Consider the following 23,748-nt stretch of genomic DNA (forward strand, 5'->3'; position numbering starts at 1 on the left):
AGCATTGAGGATTTTAAACAAAACCTAGCAGAGTATCTATGTTATTACAATGAGGAAAGACCTCATCAAGGATTAAATGGGAAAACTCCTATAGAATTTAATGAAAACTGTCCACGAATTACTTGACATCTACAATTCTGAACGGACACACTTGTGTGGCGGTGAAGAATCTCACCGTGTTACTAGGTATGAATCTATACTTAAGCAATTCTGTCATTCTGATGAGCGGAGCGAAGAAGGATCTCATTCTGCCACTGGATGTAAATTAATATTCCACAAGCTCGAAAAGATTCTTCTTTACACTCAGAATGACGATATACTAATATGGCATAATTAAAAGATTCTTTACCTTGTTTAAATGACCTTAATTAAAAATTATAAACCCCACTTTATCTCTCCATAAGCATGAAAAAGAATTATTTAAATAAAAAAAATCCCTCTATGTAATAATCAAGAGGGACTTATTTATAAAAATAAAATTTATATTTTTTCTATGATTTTTCAACCTGTGTAAAGTCTAAATCAACTGGAGTAGATCTTCCAAAGATTGATACAGAAACTTTTAATCTTTGTTTATCCTCATCCACAACCTCTACAACACCTGTAAATGTAGCAAATGGACCTTCTGCAACAACAACTTCTTCACCAACTTCAAAATTAACTAGAGATCTTGGTTTTTCAACACCTTCCTCCATTTGTTTAATAATTCTATCAGCTTCTGCTTGAGAAATTGGCAATGGTTTTATTCCATCTCCTAAGAAACCTGTAACTTTTGGAGTAGATTTAACTAAATGCCAAGAGTCATCATTTAAATCCATATTTATTAGAACATATCCAGGGAATATTTTCTTTTCAGTATTTACTTTTTTCCCTTTTTTAACTTCTATAACTTCTTCCATAGGAACAATGATTTCTTTAAATTTGTTACCCATGTTATATTTGCTAGCTTTTTCTTCAATTGAAGCAGCTACTTTTTTCTCAAACCCAGAATGTGCATGTATTATATACCAACGAAATCCCATATTTTATTAAGCTCCCATACCTAAAATAAGTCTAATACCAAAACCTAAAACCTGATCTATAATGAAGAAAAACATTGCGAAAAATGTTAGCATTATAAAAACCATAATAGATGTATTAACTGTTTCCTTCTTTGAAATCCAAGTAATCTTAGAAGCTTCTATTTTCACTTCTCTAAAGAAAGATACAATACTTTTTTTCTTTTTTGATTTTGCCATAATTCAACTCACTTTTTATTTTGTTAAAATTTAGATTACTTTTTAACACATTTTATTTTTGTTGTCAATTTATTAGTTGTTTTTTAAAACTAATAACAGTTGTTTTTTATGCTTTTTTATGATATAAATAATATCAACAAAAAATAAGGAATTTAAAATGGATATACAAGATGTATTTAAAAAACATGTTAAAGATGTAAAATATAGTGATTTTTTTATAGGTTTTATAGATAGTTTTAAAAATGCTACAGAGCATGAAAGAGTTTTTTCTAAAGTTTCTTTACATTGCATTAGAAACAAAAAAGGCCTTTACGATAATGTAAGCAAATATCAAAATATATATAAGCCTTATTTTAAAAAACTTGCAGAAGAAGGTTACATTGAGTTTAATGAAGACAAGGATATAATAAAACCTTCATTTAAAGGATGTGCTAAACTATTAGATTTTAAATATAAACAAGGGAAAATTAAACTTGATCAAGAAGAAAGAGCTATGATAAATAGCATTATAAGACCTAAGAGCAATATATCTTATGATAAAAACTCTTCATTAATGGCTCTAACAACAGGTTAAAAGATAAAAAATACTTAAAAAAACAAGCCCCTTTTAAGGGGCTTGTTTTTATTTAATGGCAGGAGCAGAGGGATTTGAACCCCCACCAACGGTTTTGGAGACCGCTGTGCTACCGTTGACACCATGCTCCTACTTTAAGACTTTTGCTAAAAACATATTAATTAATATATTTTCTAACATAAATACTTAAAATAAATATTTATATCGGTTTTATACATTAATATTTTAAATCTGTCAATAAAAAAATCACTCCCTAAAAATAGGGAGTGATTTATAGCTACATATAATTTCACTATGAAACTTTTTGTTTAATTAAAAACTAAGCTTCGATTGATGAAACAACACCAGCACCAACTGTTCTACCACCTTCACGGATAGCGAATCTTAAACCTTCAGCCATAGCGATTGGGCAGATTAGTTCAACATCCATTTTTACATTGTCACCAGGCATAACCATTTCAGTACCAGCTGGTAATTGAACAGTACCTGTAACGTCTGTAGTTCTGAAGTAGAACTGTGGTCTGTAGTTTGTGAAGAATGGAGTATGTCTACCACCTTCTTCTTTTGTTAGAATATAAGCTTCACCAGAGAATTTTGTATGTGGTGTAATTGAACCAGGTTTAGCAAGAACTTGACCTCTTTCAACATCATCTCTTTTAGTACCTCTTAATAGAGCACCAATGTTATCACCAGCTTCACCTCTATCTAGAAGTTTTCTGAACATTTCAACACCTGTACATGTTGTAGTAGTTGTTTCTCTGATACCAACGATTTCGATTTCGTCACCAACATTGATAACACCAGATTCAACTCTACCAGTAACAACTGTACCTCTACCTGAGATAGAGAAAACATCTTCGATAGGCATTAGGAAGTCTTTTTCAACATCTCTAGCTGGAGTTGGGATATAAGAATCCACAGCAGCCATAAGTTCTTTAATTGACTCTTCACCTAGTTTAGCATCTCCACCTTCTAGAGCTACAAGAGCAGAACCTTTAATCACAGGAATATCATCACCTGGGAAGTCGTATGAAGATAGAAGTTCTCTAATTTCCATTTCAACTAGTTCTAGTAATTCTTCATCATCAACTTGGTCACATTTGTTCATGTAAACAACAAGAGCTGGAACACCAACCTGTCTAGCAAGAAGGATATGTTCTCTTGTTTGAGGCATTGGGCCATCTGCAGCTGAAACAACAAGGATACCACCATCCATTTGAGCAGCACCAGTGATCATGTTTTTAACATAGTCAGCATGTCCTGGGCAGTCAACGTGAGCATAGTGTCTTGCTTCTGTTTCGTATTCAACGTGAGCTGTTGAGATAGTAATACCTCTAGCTTTTTCTTCTGGAGCACCATCGATTTCATCATAAGCTTTGAAATCACCGTAGTATTTTGTGATAGCAGCTGTAAGAGTTGTTTTACCGTGGTCAACGTGTCCAACTGTACCGATGTTAACGTGCGGTTTAGTTCTTTCAAATTTTTCTTTAGCCATTTTTTAACTTTTCCTTTTCTTAAATAATTATTTAAAAAAGTGATCTTTCACTTTTTAATCTCGAGTTTTATCCAGTTTCCGTAAATGAAATCGTGCACTGACTCCAACGAAAACCCCGAGCATTCACTGTTTGCGAAGCAATTAAGCTTAGCAAGTTAGGAGAATATACACAGATTCGCATAAAATGTCAAGATTTTTTGATACTTCCACTAAAATTATTACATTAAAATTTCATTCATTTATATCCACTCTATAAACATATGTAAATTTAATTTCATCTAACAGCTAGAACATACAATAAGAAAACTTATTAAAAATATTATTTATTGATGATTCGTTATTTTATTCTCCTATATATAGTGCATAAATTGACAAAAATTATTTTTACACCATATAAATAATAAAAAAATTAAAAAAATGCTTGCAATTTAAAAAAAACCGTGTTAAAAGTATCTCACATTGTTAGAAAGCGGATATCGTATAAAGGCTTATTACCTTAGCCTTCCAAGCTAATGATGAGGGTTCGATTCCCTCTATCCGCTCCAACAATTAAACAGACCGCTAATTTAGCGGTCTTTTTTTTACTCTATTAATAATAATTTATGAATAATAATCAATAAGCAACTTACAATAACATAAAAAAACACCTGCAATTGCAGGTGTTTTTATGGTGGAGAAGGCTGGATTCGAACCAACGTACTCATACGAGAACAGATTTACAGTCTGTCGCCTTTAACCACTCGGCCACTTCTCCATAGATTGGCAATATATAAAGAATTACATAAAATGTCAAGAAAAAAAATAAAATTATTGCAAAAACTTTAAATATAATATATATGTGTATTAATCAGACACTTGGAGAGGTGCCGGAGCGGTTGAACGGGCTCGCCTGGAACGCGAGTATAGGAGCAATTCTATCCAGGGTTCGAATCCCTGTCTCTCCGCCATAAATAAAGAGCACCCTATAGGGTGCTTTTTCTTTTTGATGTGGGATATGGGATTTGAACCCTCGGGTTCGAAATGAAGATAAGTTTGGCAGACATTTATGTCGCATCAAACTGTAGCGAAATGAAAGGGTTCCCAATTTTATTAATACAATGAATAAAATTAGGGATAATCAATCCCTGTCTCTCCGCCATTATTTTAGATTTAACAATCTATACAAATTATAAGCTAAAAGCCCGCACACAGCGGGCTTTATTTTTACCCTGAATACGGTATGCTCTTAAATTTAGCTAAATCGCAAAATATGCATTATTTCTATACAATACCACTTTTCCGATAGTCACTAGTTATTTCATTAAAGCTTTTGTAATCCTTTTATTTTGTTTTTAATTTCATCTAATACACAAAAACTAGCATTTACTGTTCCAATGGTTCCAGAAAAATCCGTTTGTTCTCTACACTTCTTTTGTATGTCCTTTTTTTGACTTTCTAAAACATCTTTGTTTTTTACAAAATAAAGCCATTTTTCTGTACATTTTTCAGCCTCTGCTTTTATACACTCATTCATTGCTATAGTAGAGCTATAAATCCCCGTGCACTCGTTTACCCATTCATCAGAATCTAATTGACATTTAGCTGTTTTTAAAAACTCAAAATGTCTTTGCATGGCTTGTTCGCTTAAAGTATTATCTGGATTGGTTAATATATCTAAAAAAAATTCACATCCAGCTCTAGGATACTTGCTACACATTTCATAATAATGTATAGCTTTTTCTCTATCTTTCTTTATTCCCCTGCCATTATTATACATAGAAGCCAATCCATACATAGCTAAGGGATTATCTTGTTCAACTGCAAGAGTATAATATTTTAGAACATTTTTATAATCAATTTCTCCAAAGTATCCTTGTTGATACAACAACCCTAAAGTATATTGAGTTTTTGATTCTCCAGCATCAGCTCTTTCTATCAACTGATTTAATGAAATATATTTCCCATCGCAATAAAACGACCTACTTCTATCTTCCCATCCCTGTAATGGACAAGAATATTTTTCATAAAATGCATTATCTAATGCTTTCTCATTGCTTATAGCAAAGACATCAAAAGAATATAAAAAAATTATAGTGAAAATTATTCCCCAAAACTGTCCCAATTTCCTGCTAACCATTCTGCAGCTCTCCTATCTTCCAATCCTTTTCTTACTTTATCTCCAGATTTTCTAAACTCTTTCCAATGTTCTTCTAAGGATTTCCCATCCTCTTCTTTTTTACCTTTATTGATTAGTTTAAGAGTTATGCTGTTTGATAAACTAGATTTTTTCAAATTATATCCTAAAGAAAGAAAAGTGTCAAATTGTTTCTGTGTTAAATCTGGGTTTGTAATAACTCCATTAGCATAAGCTGTTTCTTTATCCAAATCTTTTTCAAATAAATTTTCTGCTGTATCATCATCTATACCTGAATCAAAGTTTTCTCCTGTTAATATTAAATGACCATAACCAATTGTCCAATTCCCATCTATATCTTTATATGGATAAAATTTATTATTTCTATAACTATTGACTTTTTTACTACTTTGGTATTCTTTTGTTCCTTCATATTTTCTTATAAATTCTTTTCCAAAATTAGACCAATTATAATTTTTATCTTTAGCGGGGATTGGCTCTAACCAACAATTGCAATTAGGATGAACTGGTATAATAGGAGCTTCTTTTAATGTTTTAAATTCCTTACCATCATTTGCATAACAAGCTTCGCAAGTATTTCTGCCTGTAGCATGATATACCCATTTCTCAACCTTAAAATTTACTTCTTTATTTTTATCTTTAGACATTTTTATTTCTCCTCCGCTAAATCACAAATTATTTTATCAATCTCTTTGTCAATATTTATTCTTTTATCAAAACAAGATTTTGCATATGCATTATTAAAAGCTCCTGTGAGTACAAACCTTTTAATATATTCTAATGAATGTTTATTACAAATATATTTTAAACAACAATTGGTAATCTTGCCAAAATCTCCATCTTCCTTTATCATTCTTTCTTCAACAATAGGATTATCTTTTTTATATCCATTGATAATATTTAAACCTCGTTGTAAATCTTTCACACATTGCTCTTTACCAACTCTTTTTTCATAATTAGATATAAATTCTTTTATTTGTTTAATTTTATCAGAAATATCTATATTTGTACTATTATTTGATTTTGGATTTTCTATTTGCTCTAAATAAGACTTTATCCATTTTGCATTATCTTGAACTTCTTTAATAAATTCAGGAGTTATTTCTTTTATTATTTTTCTTTTAACAATCGGTTTCTTGTGTTCAATCCCATATTGTCTTTTGAGAAAAGCTTTTATCTCTTGTTCAAAAAGGTATCTTTTATAACTCTTTTTTATATTCTCATAGTTAAAATTTATCATTATATTTGCTCCAATAAAAAAACCCTGTCTTGCGACGGGGCATGATTGTTCTTATTATTTGTATATAGGATTATTTTCTTTTGTCAAGTTTTTTATGAGTTGCTTTTGTTTTAATTGATCCAGGTTAACAAACCAGCATTTCTAAATTCCTCGCTAACACCGCTTCGTCATTAAGAAAAACTTCGTTTGTGTTCCTTTTGTCAAGAAAAAAGTTATAAAATAACTTCTCCTGCTTAATAAAATCTGACTCAGTTGCGATGTTAAATAAAACTTGTAAATTAATATACTCAGGGATTAAGCTTTACAATATATTGCTCATAATATTTGGAGATAAATATGCTAGACTTAAGTATTTGTAAATAGTTCTTGGAGCCTTGTTCTCTTGTTTACGAATATGCTCTAAGCTCATTCCAGTTTCATATAGCTTTTTATATCTCCAAGCATAACTCATCGCTTTGATTAAATGACTAGCATGCTCTGACTTCGTTAAAATCTGTTTGCCGTTTGCTTCGTATCTGTTAGTTGAAGTTCTGTTGTTTATAGTGATTGCAACTAAGAAGCAAAACAACTGTGCAAGATCTATATTATAAAGATTTAATCTCAGCCTCAACAGAGACATCATCCATTCTTTTTATTTTAATTGATACAATTTGATTTTTTTGTTTTTCTAAAACCTCAAATGTTAAACCATAAAATGTAAAAATTTGATTCTTTTCAGGTATAGACCCTGTTTCATATAACAACAATCCAGCAACTGTTGAGTAATCTTCATCAGGAAGCTCCCAATCATTTTTTCTATTTAAGTCTCTAATAGTAGTCGTACCATCTACAACCATACTTCCATCTTTTGAGATAACTATATCAAGCTCTTCTTTATCATGTTCATCAAATATATCACCAACAATTTCTTCCAAAATATCTTCTAGAGTTATAATACCTTGATATTCTCCATACTCATCAACAACTAAAGAAAAATGCTCATGCCTTTCTCTAAAAGCTTGCAACTGATCAAACAAAGTCGTCTTTTCTGGAATAAACCATGGTTCAGACATAATCCCTCTAAGATCTAGTTGTGTTATAGTTTCCTTTTTAGATAATAACTTCAATAAATCTTTAACATGAACAACTCCGATGATATTATCTGTCTTATCTTGCCAAAGAGGTATTCTAGAAAAATCTGCATTTGATATTTCTTCTATTAAAGAGTCAATAGGCTGATCAAAATCAAACATAACCACATTTTTTCTATGAGTCATAACAGCTTCAACCTCTACATCTGCTAAATCCAGAATAGATTTAAGCATATGCCTTTCTTCTATTGATTCTTTTTCGCTATCTCCACCTTGATGCAAATCAATAGCACCTCTTAATTCCTCTTCGGAAGAAACCGCTAACCTATCTATTTTAACCCCAAAAACCCTAAGTATTATCCTAACTACAAGAAGAATACCCTTTGTTATTGGAGACAAAACAAACACTATGAAGCTAATGACATGGACAATTGATAAAGCCATTTTATCATGATGATACATGGCATATGTTTTAGGAAGCACCTCAGCAAAAATTAAAATCAATAGAGTCATTATCAATGTAGCTAAAGCAACACCTGTTCCTCCAAAAATAGACGTCAATAAACTTGTTGCCAATGCTGATGACAAAATATTAACAATATTATTTCCTAAAAGAAGCCCTCCTAGCATTTTATCCTTATTGTCTATAAGATTATTTACAGCTTGAGCTCTTTTATTACCATACTTAGCTAAATTATGTATTTTAGCTTTCGAGATAGATGTTAAAGCTGTTTCTGATCCAGAAAAAAATGCTGACAATAATATTAATACAAATATAGCCAATACATATAACCAAAAAGTTAAATCTAAATCCATTTTCATTTACCTTCCTATTCAGATATCATTTCATATGCTACTCTTAAAAGCATATCTTTACTTATTTCATTTTTATAATTAATCATCTTGCCTATACCTTGAGGCAAAATTACATTCTCCAGATTTAAAGAAGTTATCAGCTCTTCAGCATCCCAGTAATCTGCATAAAGAGAAACTGGCAAACTCATTGATTTCAAATGTCTTCTTACTCTTTTATAATCATCTACAGAACAAATCTCTAAATACTGAGCAAGCTTAAAAGAAGCCACTATACCTATGGACATAGCCTCTCCATGCAATAATTTTTCATTTGATAATTTAAATATAGCATCTGCAAAGAGATGACCTAGATTTAACAATCTTTCGGAATCTTCATGCAATAGCATCTTAGCTTTAATTTCACAACTTCTTTTTATTGCATGAAAACGAGCATTTTCATCTCCATCGAACAAACTTCTTCCGTGAGACTCTAGCCATTCAAATAACTCAAAATCATTTAATATTGCATGTTTTATTATCTCACTATATCCAGACATTAAATATTTATACTCTAGACTATGTAATAAATTTATATCACTCACAACCATTAAAGGCTCTCCTGAAACAGCATTATTTGACATAGATAATAAAGTTGTAGGAATATATATTGCTCTTCCAACTTTATTTAGAAGATGTCTAAATCTATTTCCCCCAACAATTATTGGTATAACATTTGAGACACACTTTATTTTTTCATTATTGATAATAACAGATGTTACATTAGTAATACCATTAGCTTTTAAAGAGTTTTTAATAGCATCCAAATATAAGCTGGCAGACTTATTTCCAATTATTATCATAAATCTGTTACTAGATATATCTTCTTGTATATTTTCTCGAATTAATTTACCAAGTTTAGATAATAAATTATTTCCAATAAAAACATCAAACCCCGCCAAAGACTCTTTATTCTTAATTTTCAATTTAGCTGTCATAATGTTTTTCCTTTAATATAGAAATAATTTTATTTACAACCTCATTATGATGACCCTGAGTACTATCAACCGTTATATCTGCTTGAGAATATATGTGTGTTCGCTCGTTCATAAGTTTTTTTAAGACTTCTTTAGGATTTTCAACCTCTAGTAATGGTCTTCTATTATTTCTTGATGTTCTATCAAATAAAATTTCAACATCTGCTTTTAACCATATTGTTTTAAGATTTTTAGTTTCGTTTATTTTTTCTCTTACTTCATCTGTTATAAAAGCACCTTCACCAGTACTTAACACATAATCGCTATTATCATTTATCAACCTGCTTATGACTCTATATTCTAATTTTCTAAATTCTTTTTCGCCATATAATTCAAATATGTCAGATACAGAGCATCCCGCTGCTTTTTCAATTTCTCTATCAGCATCTATAAACTTCTTATCTAACTTCTTTGCGAGCCTTCTACCAACTGTTGATTTCCCAGCCCCCATCAATCCGACTAAAATTACATTGTTTTTCATAGTTTTCTATTATAATTGAAGAAAAAAATCTTTTCAAGTTATTTATTTTACAATAAGCTTTTGTTGACAAAAACAGCAATTTATTTTATTTATATATAATATAAGAATTCATTGAAAGGTTAAGAGAATGAGAAATAAAAAAAGAGATTCAAAAAACAAATTATACTTATTAGCTTTCATCGTAGTTATATCTTTAGTGATATGGTTAGGAACAAAAGAAATAAATTTAAATGCTGAGAAAATCACTTTGGATGTAACAGAGCAAATTACAGCAAATAAATAATGCCTAGAGGAAGACCTAAATCTAAAATTATTTTACCTCCTGAAATAGTAGAGGCATTTTTAGATATGCTAACTGCAGAAAAAGGATCTTCTATAAACACTAGACAATCTTACTTAAAAGATTTAATAAGCTTTGATAATTTCTGTTCTCCTAAAAAAATAGAAAGCATTCATGAAGAGCAAATAAAAGAATATATACATTATTTATTTTCTGAAAAGAGCTTAGCTGCTTCCAGTGTATGCAGACATATATCTGCTATAAAACAATTTTACTTATTTTTATGTAGTACAGGAAAAAGAAAAGACAATCCTTCTACAAATATAGAGTTTCCTAAAGCTGGAATATCTTTGCCAAAAACTTTAAGTGAACAAGAAATAAATGCATTATTTGACTTAGCTCAAAGTCGTAATAAAAGCTATGAAGACTTAAGAAACCTTGTGTTTTTAGAAATACTATATGCAAGTGGACTTAGAGTTTCTGAGTTAATTTCTCTACCCTACACTATCTTTAATAGAGAGAAAATGTTTATAAATATACTGGGAAAAGGAAACAAAGAAAGAATTGTCCCTATAAATAAATCTGCATATAATGCTATCAACTCATATATGCCTTATAGAAAAGAATTTCTCAAAAAACATGGAAAAGCTAATAATAAATTTTTATTTCCATCAATTAGTTCTAAAAAGGGATATATTTCCAGACAAAGAATTTTCCAACTAATAAAAGAGTTAGCTGTTGATGCAGGAATAGATAGAGATAAAATCTCTCCACATATTATTAGACATGCTTTCGCTACTCATTTATTAGAGCACGGTGCAGATTTAAGAGCTGTACAAGAAATACTAGGACATGAGAGTATTGCAACAACTCAGATATACACACATACAACTACTCAACACCTAAAGGATGTTATAGAAAAACATCATCCATTATCAAAAAAATAGATTATAACTTTAACATTAAGCTTTGCTATTTTTAATTCTAGTTGAAAACAAATCTAGAATAAACACATAATATCAAGAGTTGCGAACCAAACAAACACCAATATCGCAACAGGTATCAAACCATCAATTCTATCTAAAATCCCACCATGGCCAGGGATTATTTTCCCAGAGTCTTTAACTCCAGCTTTTCTTTTAACAGAAGATTCTAATAAATCTCCCAATATAGAAAGTATTCCACATTGTAAACTTAAAATAATTCCTCCGATTATAGGAAAATGATCTTGTTCATGTATAATCAAAGTCCCAATAATAACACCAGCTATCAATCCGCCAATAGCACCTTCCCATGTTTTCTTAGGGCTTATTTTAGGAGCTAGTTTATGTTTACCAAATTTAATTCCTGTAAAGTATGCAAAACTATCACAAGCCATAACTACAGCTATTGGGAATACCAATAAACATATACTTTTACTTCTTAAAAAAATTAAAGCTAAACTTCCCAGAATCAGATAAATAGCTCCTAAAGTTTTTGTAACATATGCTCCTTCTTGCATTGTTAATAATTCATATATACCAATACTCATCATAATAAGAGCAAACACCGTAAAACTTGTAGCACTATAGATAATTGCCACAGCGGTTATAGCCACTAAAACTAATCCTGATATTATTCTTGTTAACATTTTAAACTCCTTTTATATTTTTCCAAATTTTCTTTTTCTTTTATTATACTCTTTTATTGCATTTTTCAAAGTAATATTATCAAAATCAGGCCATAAAATATCTAAAAATAAAAATTCACTATATGCTGATTGCCATAATAAAAAATTGCTAACTCTAACCTGCCCACTTGTTCTAATTATCAAATCTGGATCGGGAATATCAGCACTATAAAGATATTGTGAAAAATTTTCTTCACTTAAGCCTTCCAACTCATTAGCAGGGATTTTTTTAATTGCTTGAATTATCTCATCTCTACCACCGTAATTAAAAGCAATATTAAAATTAAACTCTTCATTATTTTTTGTTTTATCTTCAACTTCTGTAATTGATTTTAATATATCTTCAGGTATTTTTTTATCTGTTCTATTACCAAAGACTCTAATTCTTACTTTCTCATCATTAAGTTTTTTAATATCTTCACCTTTTAGATATTTTCTCAACATATTCATAAGACCGTCAACTTCTATTTTGTCACGATTCCAGTTTTCAGTAGAGAAAGCATATACAGTTAAATACTTGATTCCAATTTCTTTTGCATTTTTAATTACTTTATTAAGAGCATCAACTCCGGCCTTATGACCTTCAAGCCTTGGCAAGCCTTTTTTTGTTGCCCAAGTCCCGTTACCATCCATTATGATGGCAACGTGATTTGGAATATTTAAATTGGAATTTTTCATTTGATTAAACTGTTTTTATATCCGCTTCTTTAACTTTTAAAAGCTCTGATACTTCACTAACATATTTATCTGTTAGCTTTTGAATTTCATCATGCTCTCTTTTTGCATCATCTTCAGAGATTGTTTTATCTTTCTCTGCTTTTTTAATCATTTCCATACCTTCGTGTCTTGCATTTCTAACTGATACTTTTGCACCTTCAGCATATTTAGAAGCAATTTTACAAATCTCTACTCTTCTTTCTTCTGATAGAGGAGGAACTGGAATTCTAATAAGAGTTCCATTTGATTGAGGATTTAAACCTAGTTCAGATTCTCTAATTGCTTTTTCAACTGCTGCTATAGAACCTTTATCCCAAACAGAAACACTTAAAGTTTGAGCATCTGGAGCAGAAACTGATCCTACTTGATTAAGAGGCATTCTTGAACCATAAACATCAACTGTGATTGAGTCTAACATTGATGTTGCAGCTCTACCTGTTCTTAGTCCTGAAAAATCTTTATGCAGAGCATCTAAAGCCTTTTTCATTTTATCTTCTATTAATTTTTTATCTATTGTCATTTTACTCTCCTTAATTATTTAACTAATGTAAATAAGCCTTTATTATTTAGTACTTTTTCCATATTTCCTTTTTTTTCTAATGAAAAGACTTTTAATGGTATATTGTTCTCTTTTAACAAAGTGATAGCACTTAAATCCATAACTTTTAACTCTTTTGAGAGTATATCATGGTATGTCATTTTGTCAAATCTTTTCGCATTTTTATTAATTGCAGGATCTTTATCATAAACACCATCAACTTTTGTTGCTTTTAATACTAAATTGCATTCCATTTCTGAGGCTCTAACTGCAGCAGTGGTGTCTGTTGTAAAGAATGGCACTCCTAAACCACCAGCAAAAATAACTACAGTTCCTCTATTTATTTCTCTTATAGCCTTTCTTTTTATAAATGGCTCACAAACATCTCCTACTTGCATGGAGCTTTGTAATAAAGTAGGAACTTGTATTTTTTCAAGAGCATTTTGCATAGCAACACAATTCATTATTGTCGCTAACATACCCATATAATCAGCAGAAGTTCTTTCCATACCTTTAGCTGAAGCAGATATACCTCTAAATATATTACCACCGCCTATAACTATGCATATTTCAAAACCTTTTTTGTGGGCAAGCTTAATCTCTCCAGCAATTCTTGCTACTGTTTTAGGATCAACTCCGTAATCTCTGTCTCCCATTAAAAACTCTCCTGATAATTTCAACAGAATTCTTTCTTTTTTCTTAGTTGGCATTTTTATAACTCCTTATATTTGTTCCCAAGGGAATATTATCCAATCTTCAAAATCTTTATGAACACTATAGTAATCAACTTCATTTATATCTGTTGTATACATTGTATATGTTTTAATCTTTTTATTAGGCAAATCTGATTTTATTTTTTTGATTGTTTTGCCTGTATCGTATATATCATCTATTAATAAGATATTATCATATTGATTTATTTTTTCTAAATCTTTGGAATATGACTTGTCATCGTTAAAATCTCTAAAAGAGCAATATATTGTTAGCATTTTTTTATTATTACATTCTGATAAATGTACAGCAGGTATTAAGCCACCTCTTGTAACACCAACTATTACATCAAACTGATTAAAATTCACTTCTTCATTTAACTTCTCTATATATTTCGAGTAATCATCCCAATTTAAATATCTTTTCTTATTCGTCATTTTCTTTTAACCCTTCATAAAAATCACTTATTTTTTCTAACAATTCTGAGAACACTTTTGTTCTATTAACTTCTTGTCTAAATTCATTAGACTTTCTCTTACCTTTTGTAAACCATGAAACATGTTTTCTGGCTAATAGCACAGCTTTTTCTTGTCCATAATAATCTGCCAATGAGTCAATTAGCTTTAACAATATATCTCTTTGCTCATTTAAAGATGGATCAGGAATTATAGTCCCATCCTCTAAATAAGCTTCTATTTGATGTATCAACCAAGGCTTACCATAAATACCTCTACCTACCATAATACCATCAACACCGCTTTCTTCCAGCCTTTTCTTTGCAGTATAAATGTCTGTAATATCTCCATTACCAATAACAGGAATTGAAACAGCTTCTTTTATCTGTTTTATATAATCCCAGTCTGCTTCTCCAGAGTAAAAATCATTCCTTGTCCTACCGTGTACAGTTAACATTTTTACTCCGCACTCTTCTGCCATTTTTGCGAACTCTATTCCGTTTCGATTGGTCTTTTCCCAACCTGTTCTAATCTTAAGAGTTACAGGAACATCTAAATTATTGACCAGAGTTTCTACAATTTTTCTAGCCTTATTTATGTCTTTCATAAGAGCTGATCCTGCTTCATTTTTCACAATCTTTTTAACAGGGCATCCCATATTAATATCTATTATATCAGCTCCTAAATCTTGCATCATTTTAGCTGCTTGTAACATTATATTCTCATCATAACCAGCTACTTGAACAGATATAGGTTTTTCATCTTTAAGTTCTTCTCTCATTTTTTTGACTTGACATTTTTGAGATATAACAGCATTAGATGCAACCATTTCAGAAACAGTTAAACCACAGCCGAAAGACTTAACCAACTTTCTATATGGGAAATCTGTAACTCCTGCCATTGGAGCAAGTATAACATTGCTTGACAATTCAATGTTTCCGATTTTTAATTTTTTATCATTCATTAATTAAATAACCTTTCAAATATAGGCGATAAATCCAAATTCAAAGCGGAACGATCTCCACCCCAAAAATTTGGAGAATAACCTTTCAATATTGATTTAACTTTTGCAGCAGATAAATCTTTTTTCTCTATGAATAACTGAAAAGAATCAAAAAAGAAGTTTTCTAAAGCACCTCTTGTCATCTCAACAGATAAACTAGGAATATCAACATCATCTAAAGATTTATGCTTAAATGAAAAATGTCCTTTTTCATTACTAAACATAGCTCCATTATTTATACTATATGCTGCTTTTTTATAATTATATATAATCGGAAGCTGTCCAGAAAGAACTCCTGTTGATTTTAGATATTGCAGTTTTGCTAAATCTAAAACTTCTTGTGTTGGAACTTTATCAGCTTTAACATAAAGCTTTATTTCACCTTCTTTTAAATCATTTTTTGTTGGTTCTAAGCTCAACTTACCAGTTGACATCTTAGCTTTCCCAGATAAAATATTTAAAATACCATTTTTAATATTGAATGTAACTTTATTGTTAAATAAATTTATACCTTTCATAGATATAAATGCAGACTTAATTGTTTGCTCTGGCATTTGCAATGGGAACAATTTATTAATCTTCATTTGATAATTAAAAGAGTTAACAGCATGTTTCTCATCCTCAAAACTAATATCCTTAAACTCAATATCTGCAGAGTCATTATAAGACATATCCTTCTTATTTATATTAAGATTAATGTTTGGCTTTATTTGTCCAGAAACTAACCTTTTCATTCTGGTTTTAAACTTAGGGAATAAGCTTTTACTTACTTTAAAACCTTCTAGTGACGATATATTTAAATTTATATTATCTTTATTGTTACTACCTTTTATAGACATATTTAATTGTTCATTTTTTATATTACCAGAAACACTCTTATTGTCTATATTCAAGCTCATGGAAAACGGATTAAATAACTTATATTTACTTCTAATATTATTTAAATTTACATTCAGAGATTGTTTTATATTGCCTGTAATCTCTCCTGATATATCTTTTAACTTTATAAAATCAAAATTATTTTTATAATCAAGATTAGAGAATTTTAAATTAACATTACCTTCTTTGATTTGCAGTTTTTTAAAGTTTCCTTTAAACTTATTATTAACATTTACTTTAGCATTATCAATATTAAAGTTAGGCTTAACTTGCACTTTTAGCATTTTATTTTTTAATGGTTTGATAGAAATATTATTTTTTGAGGAATGTTTATATTCTGGGACATATGAAGATATATCCTTATTTAGCTCTCCAGAAACCTTCAAATCTTTATTTGTATTAACTATAATCTTATTATTTGAAAGCTCTAAGTCTCCATCAAGACTTACATTTGCTTTTTCTAAAATATCTTTTATTTCTAAATCCTTTATATTCGCTTTTAAATGCCCCTTAAGAGAACCAGATTCTACTATCTTATTTATATCCAAAGTATTAGACGGGACTTTCCCTCTTAGATTTGCTTTAATACTTTCCTTGCCACTAACTTTTAAGTCTAATTTAACATTATTATATTTTTCTTCTTTAGTAGAGCTTATTTGCACATCTGCTAAAAACTTATTATAATCATTATCTGACTCTACTTTTAAAGTTAAATCACTATACTTCTTATTAAGAGATAATTTAACATTTTTAAAATCGATATTTTTTATATTAGCCAGAGGAGCAATTATCTCTCCAACTACAACTCCATTTTCTATTTCTACTTTTCCACTTAACTGAAATGAGGATACTACATCATTAGAAATAAAACCTCTTTTTATTTCTACCTTAGTTTTATTTCCCAAAATATTTAAACTTACTTCTAAATCAAAGATTTTAGAAAAAACATTAGCTTTTTCAGAAACAACATGTATTTTACCATTATCTTTAGTTATTAAGAATTGACCTTTAATGTAAGTTTCTATCCATTCATTATTAATTAAAAAAACACTATCTACTAATTTAATCTCTGAGAACTCATAATCTCTTAAAGAATCTATAAAACCTTCAAAATTAAAGTTACCACCTATAAACTTATAAGAGGCTCCCTCAACAATAACTTCATCTACTTTTATATTTTTGTCATTATATAGCTTGTTAATATAAATCTTATTTTTGTTTTCATCTTTACTATCAAATAAATAATTATCTCCCAATATAGGAAGATTAAGATTTAAGGGTTCTACTTTTTCTATCTTTTTAATTAGCTTTTTAGGAGAAACAATTTTAGGAGTTTTAATTTCTTTATATATTATTTCTGAACTTTTTATGGTTTCTTTTTCACTAGTCAAAAATAAGACTCCTCCTAAAACCAAAAAGAGCAATACACTTATAAAAACAAAATATTTTAACAGCTTTCTCATAAATATATATATATAGAATAAACTTTAACTTGTAAAGTTTTTTAATATGTTGTATAAAGATTTTGCTATGAAGAAACAAACAATATCAAAGAATAAAAAAGCTTACTTCGATTTTTTTATAACAGATACAATCGAAGCGGGTATAGTATTGACTGGCTCTGAAGTTAAATCTTTAAGGCTTGGAGGAGCAAGCATAGCAGAATCTTATGCTGATATCATAGAATCTGGAGAATTATTCTTAGTTAATTCTTATATAAAAGAGTATGAACAATCTGGAAAGCATTTACAACATGAACCTAAGAGGATTAGAAAGCTTTTATTGCATAAAAAAGAGCTTAGAAAATTCTCTGGAGAAATCTCTAAGAAAGGAATAACAATAGTTCCTTTACATATGTATTTTAATGAAAATGGTAAAGTTAAAATTGAACTAGGCATAGCTAAAGGTAAGAAAAAGCATGACAAAAGAGAAAGCATAAAAGAGAGAGATTGGAATCGCGATAAAGCTCGTATCATGAAGAATAAAATATAAATTTATATTTAACCAATTCAATCACTCGCCCTCCTCAGCTCGTCATTCTGAACGGACACACTTGTGTGGTAGTGAAGAATCTTCTTGTGTTACTGGATGTAAATTAACATTCCACAAGCTCGAAAAGATTCTTCGTTACACTCAGAATGACCTTAATACTTTCCCCAGCCCGTCATTCTGATTAGCAGAGCGAAGAAGAATCTTCTTGTGCAACTGGATATAAATCAATATTACACAGGCATGAAAAGATTCTTCGTTACACTCAGAATGACCACATAATAAAATAGCATAGTGAAAAGATTTTTCGACTCCTTATAGTCGCTCAAAATGACTAGGGAAGGCGAGAATGACGATATAATAATATATCATGATGAAAAGATTTAATACTCAAAACTATCTTAATCAACAACTGGGAATAAATCTTCTTTTTCTCTCAATATAGGAGGGTATCCATTTTTCTTCCAAGCATCATCTGACCAATCAATTATAGGCAAGGTTGTTAACTTACGAGAGTTATTATCTCTCAGATCAGGATTCTCAATATCATCTCCACTATAATCCCAATAACGATTAATACTTAAGCGACTTGCTCCTCTTTTCCATTGCAAATCTATAATAGGATAATCCTCATTATTAGTAAAACTTATTTGTGGAGCGGAGCTATGATCAACATGTGTTTCCCCTGGATCCATCCAAAAAGCACTATGCCATGGACTTATAATATCCTTCTCTTTGACCTTACTTTTTAAACTTCTAGAATTTGCAGCTCTATTATACCATATTTTACTATCCCAATCAGCACCTATTGTATTAGCATTACTCATAGAACAATTACCCCTAACTAGCTTAACATTATTTTCACATAAACCATTTTGATTATTTATAGTAACATTTCCTGAACCATATATACTACCTACATTTGCACCAGTTGAGCTACCATAACCTGTTTCTCTAAATGAATCATTAATTATTACTGTGTCGCCTCTACCAACTATTCCACCAATATAATTTCTGCCTCTAATATAAACATCTGAACTTACCGCACTATCTGTTATTGTGGTTGTTCCTGTAGCTTGACCTATTAAACCACCTATATAATCTTCTGCTGAAGAGAAAGCTTTTCCTCCAACACTACCAGATTTAACATAAGAATTCTCTATAGTTTTAACATATCTGCCGACAATACCGCCAACCCAATTCAGTCCTCTAGCTCCTCTTGTCTGGCATTCTTTTATTGTTAGACTATTGTTACCCTGTCCTATAATACCACCTATCATATTTCTTCCAGCACTAGAGAAAATATTTACTCCACCTTCAACTGTAGCCTTTTCAATAAGAGCATTTGCAACACCTACTATACCAGCTATACCACCAACATAATGCCTTCCTCTCACCACATCTTTGAAAAATGCTGAACTATAAGCATATTCATGTGTAACCAATGCCTTTGAAATAGATTTAAAATATCTACCAACTATACCGCCTATAAAGTCTTCACTACCTATCGCTACTTGATAGCTATTATCTGTTCCTTTAGTATAAACATTATCAACTGTAAGAGAGTTTGTTCCTCTACCAACTAAGCCACCAATATAGCTTCTACCTCTTGCCTGCCCCTCAAAGAAAGAATTTTTAACAGATGGGTTTGTTGCTTCTGTATAACCAGCCAATCCTCCAATAGAGTTATAAGGACCTGTTATATTACCAACAGCATAAGAATTCTCTATTGTTTTGAATCTATAACCAACTAGCCCGCCAGCTAAAGAATTACCATATCCATTATGAGCTGTCGCTGTTACATTTCCTTTAGAATAAGAATCTATTATTTCCATATCATTGTGTCCCCAGCCAACTAGACCTCCAATTGCATGATGACCAGACACGTCCCTGCCAACATGATAGCTATTATTAATTATTAGCTTAGCAGGATCTACGGAGCCAACTAGACCTCCAACAGCATGAGAGTTTAAGCTTTCCACATTCCCAATATGATATGAGTTTGAAACTCTTCCCGCGCTCCACCCTACAAGGCCTCCTATATCTCTATATTTACCAGTTATATCCGCTTTTGCATAAGAATCTTCTATAACCATAGTGTTACTTCCTACACCAACTAGTCCACCAACTCTTTTACCATTTGGAGCTGTAACAGAACCATCCCTATGGAAAACATTGTTAATTTTCATATTCACTCCATCAGAAAACCCAACAACTCCTCCAACAGTATCTATAGAGCCCTCAACTTCTCCTTCATGATAAGAGTTAAGTAGATTTAAGAATCTATATCCAACAAGTCCTCCCACATCATATCCTGTTCCAGATACATCCGCTTTAGCATAAGACTCTCTAACAGTTAAAGTGTTATTTCCCTGTCCGACAAGACCTCCAACTCTATATCCTCCTTTTACATCTCCACCATCGAAGAAGCTTCCTTTAATAATAGCATTTGCAACAGCAGTATTTTCTCCAACTAAACCACCTGTGTCATGAGTACCATGTACATGGCCAAAAGCATAAGAATTTGTTATCTCTTTTACTGAATGCCCAACAAGTCCTCCTACATTTTCTCCAGTTCCTACTACATTACCTAAACGATATGAATCGTTTATAGACAAACCGAAAGAACCATCCCCTACAAGACCTCCTATATGATAGCTTCCTGATATTGCAGCTCTAGAATAAGACTCTTTAATTACAGTTTTTGCTGAAGTATCTCCGATTAAGCCACCAACATCATGACCTCCTTTTACAGAACCTGAAGAATATGAGTTAAATATGTTAATAGAAGCAGGAGAATATCCTACAAGACCCCCAATATCTTGTCCACCTCCTGTTACATTCCCTGAGAAATATGATCTATTTACTTCTTTAGCATCTCTTCCGACAAGCCCTCCAACAGAGTTAGCACCATTCACATCAGCTGTTGAATAACTATCATTTATAATTAAATCTGATGGACCATCTCCAACAAGACCTCCTACATTACTTCTACCGCTTATAATCCCAGAAGAATAAGAATTTGTTATCTCTTGAATATTACCTGAGCCAACGAATCCTCCAATATTATCTGTACCTCTTATGGTTCCAGAAGAATGGGAATTTGTTATTGTCATTCTCCCCTCACTATATCCAACAAAGCCACCTATATAATGACCTCCATTATTAGTAATATCAACAGATACATTATCTACTGTAATATTATTATTCCTTAAATAAGGAGTAATTCCTCCTACACCATTAACATAAGATGTTACATTAATTTTAATATTTGAATTAGCTATATTTATATTTCCATACGAATCTCCGACAACGCCACCTAAGTTACCTGTCGATCCTGAAAAAGGATGTTTAAAATCACCTCCATATACATTACCTTCAAATGTTAAATTTAAACCTGATATATTTAATACTCCTCCTCCATGTAATAATTTAACTAAACCTCCTGAATATGCTGAGCCAGTTTTACCAGGTCTACTACCTGCTCTAACGTTAACAGATAAAGAAATATTTTCTATTACAACAGTTCCGCGTGCTTCATAAATAAATCCAGAAGCATTCGCTCCTCTTTTCTGATAATCATGCGAAACAAAAGCTCCTCCAATAAAATCAATATTCTTAATTGTAGCACCGCTTACATTCCAGAACATGCCAGTTTTGCCACCAGAAGGCATTTTATTAATAGAATGACTCCCCCCATCAAGCTCTCCAGTAAATGTCCCTAAAGTATACCAAGGGAACTTATGTTTTTCAAAATCAGCATTTGTTACCATTAAATACTTAGCTCCCATAGTTGCTGCAGTTTGATGTTGAGATATACATGAAAGTTGGCTAGTTGCTCTTTCTGTATCTGAGGAGTCTAACTGACTTCCTATCAAGAAATAATCTGTTCCTCCAACATTCCTTGTGCTAAACCCACTTAATGGATCCGCTGCATTACATTTGAACTCTTCTTCAAAGCTAGACATTACTAAGAAAGTCATACTATCTTGTTGTACAGAGTTGCTCTCATTAACATTTGTTCCTTCATAAGTAGCGGTTACTGTTACAAATGCTCCGCCCCACTGATTAAAGTTTGGAGTAACTTCAATAACCATATCTTCTGTATAAGCATTATCTGCATTTGTTATCACATTACCACTATCATCTTTGAAAACAATATCTTCAAGATCTAACAGATTAGCATTAAAGCCATTTTTATTTACATCTCCATCAAGAGAAGGAACCAACTCACCTTTTTCGTTATATCCTGAAATGGTAATTGATAGATTAACTTGAGGATTTGCATTTATTCCATCAGATATTGAGAATGTTAACTCCTTAGGATCATCATTAATCACAACACCTGGGTATTCTTTATTATATATATTTACTGTCTCATTTACCTCGCCTATATCTACCAGAACATCGTTAGCTAAAACTTTAGCAATTGGAGCTATGTCTGTAATCATCACAAAACATTCATTATTTCTATCTAAACACTCTCTTCTACCAGAAGGGCTTTCTAGTAAAGACGATGATACTCTTCTATCATTAACTCCTGTAACACCTGTTCTAACAATATAATCTCCAAATGCATCTGAATTACTTGAATCTATTAGCCCAAACTGCAAATTATAACCCAGCTCATCCACAAATGCTCTGTATAAATCTCTTTGAGAAATAGGAGCACTCTCTGACATATCAACAAAAGAAACTAACTGCACCCAACCTATATTCGGATCTGCAGTTACTTTGTTTTTTATTTGATAAAGATTTTCATCATATGTTCTTTGGTATAGACCACCTGCTCCGAAACAGTTTTGAGATGTTCCACTTGTGTCGTAACACTTTTTTAAGAAATTATTTGGAGATGTAGGATAAATTACTGTGTCATTTGCATACAGGTTTCCTAAAATCTCATCGAGATTTATATCTCCTAAAAGAAAAGGATCTTGAGCCGTATCAACTGCTTGTTGGTGCTCTAGCATTAATTGTTGCGAGAAACTGTTCATAACAGTTCTGTCTATTTTCGCATTGTAGTTATAAATTTGCAATCCCCAAAAAGATAGAATTACAGTCATGAATAAAGCTATGTATATTAATATCATCTCTTCCTCTTCCTTTTATAATATATTATATTTAAAGAGTAGCACAGAGTTTTTGCTCTTGCAAGAGCTATTTTATATTATTGTTAAATATTTAAGATTACTTTAATTTTCACTGTTATATGTCTTATATATGTTATTGCCTTCTCCTCAGCTCGTCATTCTGATTAGCAGAGCGAAGAAGAATCTCACTGTGCAACTGGATATAAATTCACATTCCACAAGCTCGAAAAGATTCTTCGTTACACTCAGAATGACCACATAATAATATAGCATAGTGGAAAGATTCTTCGTTACACTCAGAATGACCACATAATAAAATAGCATAGTGAAAAGATTTTTCGACTCCTTTCAGTCGC

The 23,748-nt window shown here is 31.0% G+C and carries 22 protein-coding genes and 4 tRNA genes; 6 read left to right on the forward strand and 20 right to left on the reverse strand.

Annotation, left to right across the window (positions count from 1 at the left end; genetic code table 11):
* Positions 1-491: 491 nt before the first annotated feature.
* Both nusG and secE read right to left on the reverse strand, forming a co-directional pair.
* Positions 492-1,022, reverse strand: coding sequence for a transcription termination/antitermination protein NusG (nusG, locus tag OIF36_04650; protein MCV6599746.1), 531 nt, complete (start codon positions 1,020-1,022; stop codon positions 492-494).
* A 6-nt stretch (positions 1,023-1,028) separates the two neighbouring features.
* Positions 1,029-1,238 (reverse strand): preprotein translocase subunit SecE, encoded by a 210-nt coding sequence (secE, locus tag OIF36_04655; protein ID MCV6599747.1) that lies wholly within the window; start codon positions 1,236-1,238, stop codon positions 1,029-1,031.
* Positions 1,239-1,395: 157 nt separating this feature from the next.
* Between secE and OIF36_04660 the strand changes: the two genes are divergently transcribed.
* Entirely contained in the window at positions 1,396-1,812 is a 417-nt protein-coding gene (locus OIF36_04660) for a hypothetical protein (GenBank protein MCV6599748.1), read from the forward strand.
* Between the two features lie 56 nt (positions 1,813-1,868).
* On the opposite strand, the gene OIF36_04665 is transcribed toward OIF36_04660, so the two are convergent.
* Positions 1,869-1,943, reverse strand: a tRNA-Trp gene (locus OIF36_04665).
* A gap of 188 nt (positions 1,944-2,131) precedes the next feature.
* The gene (tuf, locus tag OIF36_04670; GenBank protein MCV6599749.1) at positions 2,132-3,307 is read right to left on the reverse strand and encodes an elongation factor Tu; all 1,176 of its coding nucleotides are present in this window, start codon (positions 3,305-3,307) and stop codon (positions 2,132-2,134) included.
* Positions 3,308-3,776: 469 nt separating this feature from the next.
* Between tuf and OIF36_04675 the strand changes: the two genes are divergently transcribed.
* Positions 3,777-3,852: transfer RNA gene (locus OIF36_04675), tRNA-Gly, on the forward strand.
* Between the two features lie 123 nt (positions 3,853-3,975).
* On the opposite strand, the gene OIF36_04680 is transcribed toward OIF36_04675, so the two are convergent.
* Positions 3,976-4,061, reverse strand: a tRNA-Tyr gene (locus OIF36_04680).
* A gap of 103 nt (positions 4,062-4,164) precedes the next feature.
* Here OIF36_04680 and OIF36_04685 point away from each other — a divergent pair.
* Positions 4,165-4,254: transfer RNA gene (locus OIF36_04685), tRNA-Ser, on the forward strand.
* Between the two features lie 353 nt (positions 4,255-4,607).
* On the opposite strand, the gene OIF36_04690 is transcribed toward OIF36_04685, so the two are convergent.
* The 7 genes from OIF36_04690 to OIF36_04720 form a co-directional block, all read right to left on the reverse strand.
* Positions 4,608-5,423 (reverse strand): sel1 repeat family protein, encoded by an 816-nt coding sequence (locus tag OIF36_04690; protein MCV6599750.1) that lies wholly within the window; start codon positions 5,421-5,423, stop codon positions 4,608-4,610.
* Entirely contained in the window at positions 5,387-6,088 is a 702-nt protein-coding gene (locus OIF36_04695) for a lysozyme (GenBank protein MCV6599751.1), read from the reverse strand. Before OIF36_04695 ends, OIF36_04690 begins: the two co-directional genes overlap by 37 nt.
* A 2-nt stretch (positions 6,089-6,090) precedes the next feature.
* A complete protein-coding gene (locus tag OIF36_04700; GenBank protein MCV6599752.1) occupies positions 6,091-6,681 on the reverse strand; it encodes a hypothetical protein in 591 nt (196 codons plus the stop codon).
* A gap of 301 nt (positions 6,682-6,982) precedes the next feature.
* A complete protein-coding gene (locus OIF36_04705) occupies positions 6,983-7,249 on the reverse strand; it encodes a hypothetical protein (GenBank protein MCV6599753.1) in 267 nt (88 codons plus the stop codon).
* 16 nt (positions 7,250-7,265) lie between these two features.
* On the reverse strand, positions 7,266-8,567 hold the full coding sequence (locus tag OIF36_04710) for an HlyC/CorC family transporter (GenBank protein MCV6599754.1): 1,302 nt from the start codon (positions 8,565-8,567) through the stop codon (positions 7,266-7,268).
* 14 nt (positions 8,568-8,581) lie between these two features.
* On the reverse strand, positions 8,582-9,541 hold the full coding sequence (locus OIF36_04715) for a hypothetical protein (protein MCV6599755.1): 960 nt from the start codon (positions 9,539-9,541) through the stop codon (positions 8,582-8,584).
* Positions 9,531-10,061: a shikimate kinase gene (locus OIF36_04720; GenBank protein ID MCV6599756.1), complete on the reverse strand. Its 531-nt coding sequence runs from the start codon at positions 10,059-10,061 to the stop codon at positions 9,531-9,533. Before OIF36_04720 ends, OIF36_04715 begins: the two co-directional genes overlap by 11 nt.
* A 127-nt stretch (positions 10,062-10,188) precedes the next feature.
* Between OIF36_04720 and OIF36_04725 the strand changes: the two genes are divergently transcribed.
* Together OIF36_04725 and OIF36_04730 are read left to right on the forward strand one after the other, a co-directional pair.
* Complete coding sequence (locus tag OIF36_04725; GenBank protein ID MCV6599757.1) at positions 10,189-10,344, forward strand: hypothetical protein; 156 nt, start codon at positions 10,189-10,191, stop codon at positions 10,342-10,344.
* The gene (locus tag OIF36_04730) at positions 10,344-11,288 is read left to right on the forward strand and encodes a tyrosine recombinase (GenBank protein MCV6599758.1); all 945 of its coding nucleotides are present in this window, start codon (positions 10,344-10,346) and stop codon (positions 11,286-11,288) included. Before OIF36_04725 ends, OIF36_04730 begins: the two co-directional genes overlap by 1 nt.
* Positions 11,289-11,341: 53 nt before the next feature.
* Here OIF36_04730 and OIF36_04735 read toward each other — a convergent pair whose 3' ends face one another.
* The 7 genes from OIF36_04735 to OIF36_04765 are packed head-to-tail and all read right to left on the reverse strand — an operon-like array spanning position 11,342 to position 17,704.
* A complete protein-coding gene (locus tag OIF36_04735; protein MCV6599759.1) occupies positions 11,342-11,971 on the reverse strand; it encodes a phosphatidate cytidylyltransferase in 630 nt (209 codons plus the stop codon).
* A gap of 12 nt (positions 11,972-11,983) precedes the next feature.
* A complete protein-coding gene (uppS, locus tag OIF36_04740; protein ID MCV6599760.1) occupies positions 11,984-12,688 on the reverse strand; it encodes a polyprenyl diphosphate synthase in 705 nt (234 codons plus the stop codon).
* Between the two features lie 4 nt (positions 12,689-12,692).
* Positions 12,693-13,247 (reverse strand): ribosome recycling factor, encoded by a 555-nt coding sequence (gene frr, locus OIF36_04745; GenBank protein ID MCV6599761.1) that lies wholly within the window; start codon positions 13,245-13,247, stop codon positions 12,693-12,695.
* Positions 13,248-13,261: 14 nt separating this feature from the next.
* Positions 13,262-13,975, reverse strand: coding sequence for a UMP kinase (gene pyrH, locus OIF36_04750; GenBank protein ID MCV6599762.1), 714 nt, complete (start codon positions 13,973-13,975; stop codon positions 13,262-13,264).
* Between the two features lie 12 nt (positions 13,976-13,987).
* A complete protein-coding gene (locus tag OIF36_04755) occupies positions 13,988-14,413 on the reverse strand; it encodes a phosphoribosyltransferase family protein (GenBank protein MCV6599763.1) in 426 nt (141 codons plus the stop codon).
* Positions 14,403-15,395 (reverse strand): tRNA dihydrouridine synthase DusB, encoded by a 993-nt coding sequence (dusB, locus tag OIF36_04760; protein MCV6599764.1) that lies wholly within the window; start codon positions 15,393-15,395, stop codon positions 14,403-14,405. Before dusB ends, OIF36_04755 begins: the two co-directional genes overlap by 11 nt.
* Positions 15,395-17,704, reverse strand: coding sequence for a YdbH domain-containing protein (locus OIF36_04765; protein ID MCV6599765.1), 2,310 nt, complete (start codon positions 17,702-17,704; stop codon positions 15,395-15,397). Before OIF36_04765 ends, dusB begins: the two co-directional genes overlap by 1 nt.
* A 118-nt stretch (positions 17,705-17,822) precedes the next feature.
* Here OIF36_04765 and smpB point away from each other — a divergent pair, with 118 nt between their 5' ends.
* Entirely contained in the window at positions 17,823-18,305 is a 483-nt protein-coding gene (gene smpB, locus OIF36_04770; protein MCV6599766.1) for an SsrA-binding protein SmpB, read from the forward strand.
* 398 nt (positions 18,306-18,703) lie between these two features.
* Here the strand turns inward: smpB and OIF36_04775 are convergent, their stop codons facing one another.
* Positions 18,704-23,392, reverse strand: coding sequence for a hypothetical protein (locus tag OIF36_04775; protein MCV6599767.1), 4,689 nt, complete (start codon positions 23,390-23,392; stop codon positions 18,704-18,706).
* Positions 23,393-23,748: the final 356 nt, after the last annotated feature.

The organism is Alphaproteobacteria bacterium, assembly GCA_025800285.1.
Taxonomy (GTDB): domain Bacteria; phylum Pseudomonadota; class Alphaproteobacteria; order JAOXRX01; family JAOXRX01; genus JAOXRX01.